Annotated in this window: 3 protein-coding genes and 1 pseudogene; all 4 read right to left on the reverse strand. The window is 60.2% G+C overall.

Translation table 11 applies throughout. The features are described from left to right. Positions 1-733: phospholipase D-like domain-containing protein (locus tag JMF90_RS31640; protein ID WP_201325907.1), on the reverse strand; the 733-nt coding region annotated here is incomplete at its 3' end. 707 nt (positions 734-1,440) lie between these two features. Next, positions 1,441-1,653, reverse strand: a complete 213-nt coding sequence (locus JMF90_RS40665; RefSeq protein ID WP_307730542.1) for a BPSL0761 family protein — start codon at positions 1,651-1,653, stop codon at positions 1,441-1,443. Then, on the reverse strand, positions 1,625-1,960 hold the full coding sequence (locus JMF90_RS31645; RefSeq protein ID WP_027788785.1) for a hypothetical protein: 336 nt from the start codon (positions 1,958-1,960) through the stop codon (positions 1,625-1,627). Before JMF90_RS31645 ends, JMF90_RS40665 begins: the two co-directional genes overlap by 29 nt. 140 nt (positions 1,961-2,100) lie before the next feature. Beyond that, positions 2,101-2,906: pseudogene (locus JMF90_RS31650) on the reverse strand (hypothetical protein); the annotation flags it as partial.

Here is a 2,906-nt window from a genome sequence, read left to right on the forward strand (position 1 = left end):
TCACGTATTCTTCGTCGACGAGTTGCGCACCCAGGGAAATCTCGGGCACGCCGCACAACCCGGCCAGGTCGCATACGGCGTTCGCCTTGGGGTCAAGATACGGGCCGTATGCAGTCAACGTGGCTGCAGGCGTAAGGTGTTCAAGAACCAGTTCCGCAAACTGGTTGCCCGCGGGTTCTTTCAGAGTGTGGATGAGCCAGGCCGTTGGGTTCCGCCGGGCGGATGCGGGCACGGCGGCTGCAACCTCGCGCGCGCGCCGCGCGTAATACATGAGGCTGGCGGACGCCTTGGCGGACAGTCCCTCTGTCTGCGCAAACAGCTCAGCAAAGTCCGCGAAGGTTTCAAACACCAACGGGTGCTCGAGCGCGTTCACGGAGTCGAGCACTTCGAGGTTGGAGTTCTGTCCACGCGTCGTCAGATTGCCGCTACCGACAACAAGGACGTCGTCGCCAGAGCCGCGCTCAAGGTAGGCAATCTTCGGGTGAAAGAATCCGCCAGTTGCCTGACGGACCGGGATGACGCGATAGTAGCTGCCGGCATAGAGACTCGACGTCTCGTCCGTCGATTTGCATGCTTCGCGGGAATCGACGAGCAGTTCAACCTTCTGGCAGCCAGAGACCCTCAGCAGGGGCAGACAGAAGGATTCAAACCAGTTGGCGCTGAAGGTGAAGGTGGTGAACATCGCGCGGCGCGGCCGTGCCTCGTCGATGATGGCCTGAAGTCTCGTCTGCATGCGCTTCCCCGATGGCCGCTTTCTGTAGCCTTGTTATCGTGCAGCAGTGATTTTAGACGTCGGCAATCAAGGCGTCATCTCTTCGCACCGAACGCCATTGGTGCGGCGGACGGCGCTACCTTGCCGAGCTGCAGGATGTTCGCCTGGAGGATGAACTGCGCCTAGTCCGGTTCATTGACGACGCGATATAGCTTCGTTTCAGCGAGTCCCGACGTCAGCGCATAAGGAAATGTGTTTCGATAAGAAAATTTTATGCGTCATCGCTCTCTGTTCAGCTGTCGGAATCCATATACCGTTCTGCAGCGCATTCGTGCATGCCCGCCGAGTCATCGAGCCGCCGGGCAGGAGGGCCGCCCAACCCATCTGGTTGGCTTCGGTGACACGACGCAATGCCGCTTGCGTGAACGGGGGCTGAATCCACCGGCAGCGCGCAGGGGATAGCCGAGACTGCGGGGATTAGCGTCTGAGACATCGGCAACGGGATGGCGAAGCTAGCGTCCCGGAGGGCGCATACAGGCTGGCGGGCGAGGCGGCTCCATACCGGTGACATACGGGTGGCGATGCTGAGTGGAAGGCTTTCCCGGGCATATGCCGCAGGGAGGGCTGGGCTCAGCCTCACCACCCAGCGACTCAAACCCAGGGATATGCTTAGGGCTGAGCCTTTGGATGCGCGCCGGATATTCCGGAACTGCTGCTGAGCCAGCTCGCTAGTGTTCCGGTGCAGCCCAGACTCCTGGAAGCGCTGTAGCGGAAACGTCGAGGTCGATGTCGAGCGGGTAGTGCCGAAGCAACCGTACAGCGAATGCTTCGATTTCACTACGGTTAGCGACGTGGTCGGAAGAGGCGAGCAACTTCAGGAACTCGCGCGTCTCAATGACGGCTTTCGTACGTTCATATGGGGTCGTCATCATCAGCTCCATCAAGAAGGCGTTCAGTGACGTCGGTGTATGACGTCACCTCGTTCAGTTCGCACCATCTTTTCCAGATGTACTCGCCGTCGAGTGACCAGCCTTTCTTGCCGACCAGTTCGTAAATGCGTCCCGATTGAGTCACCCCCTGCAAGGTGACCCGGTCGAACGTCACAATCTGAGAGCTGACTCGTCCCGACGAGTCCAGCATGTCTACGCCAACAAAATGTCGGCTCGCGTTCTGCGTTTCGAATATGCGCCATCGAGATAACAGAATCGTGGGCAATTCGGACGTTGGCCGTGGTTTCCAGATGGGCATCGCAGTCTCCTGGTGGTGGGAAATCACATCCTTCTGCTCAGTTACTTGGTCCGGGCGGCACTACGTGAGAGTCGACCGACGTCCCGAACGGCGCGTACGTCGCCGATTGATGCGCACTGTCGGTTCGACGTATCGCTTTCTCATAGCGCCAACGATGCAGGAACAAACAGGTCGTGCCCGGCTCTTGCGCCGATAACGGCCAACCGGCCGAGGTCGGCGATACGAATCAGCGCGCCCCGCATTGCGCCATCAGAAAGCCGTTTCGCGCCGACCAGTTCGACGCGGGGCAGCAGGCGCGACAACGCTGACGACGTCGTGCCCATGGCACGCGCCAGGTCTGCCAGCGGGACATAGGCCTGCCTGAACGCCAGCAACTGGTGCGGTAGCACGACGTGGCAAGGTTGGCCGCGTCGTTGAATCGAAACGGACGCCAGTAACCCTTCGTCTACCCAGTGCTGAATGGACTCCCATTTCCAACCGGTCGCTTTCGCGAGCTGCTGAATCGACATGCCGGCCTCGAGCAGCGGCGTGCCGAAATACTGCGACACGTCCCCCCTCAGGAAGGACATTTCGCCGAGTGTCCGACCATGCGCGACGGCTTTCACGTCGCCTTTTGCGATGGCCTGCATCAGCGATTCAATTGCTCGTCGGTCACCCATACGCCGACTGGTCAGCTCCGCCCATGTGAGCGTCGAATCTTCAGCCAGTGCATCTGGTTCAGCCCACCGCTCCGCACGCTCATATAAATCCGCGATGGACTGACGCTCGACCGGACCGCCCTTCATCAGGTCTTCGCGCCAGCGGACGTCCGAACGGATTACGCCGGCAGCTTTCATGCGTTCGAGGACGATGGGTGGAACGGCCGCCAGTTCACAGGCGTCGACATCGGAAATCCAACCGGCGCGTTGTCGCTGGATACGCTCAACCTCAGCGCATGGAATTTCGA

Source organism: Burkholderia sp. E168m23 (assembly GCF_016586125.1).
Classification (GTDB): Bacteria; Pseudomonadota; Gammaproteobacteria; order Burkholderiales; family Burkholderiaceae; genus Burkholderia; species Burkholderia orbicola.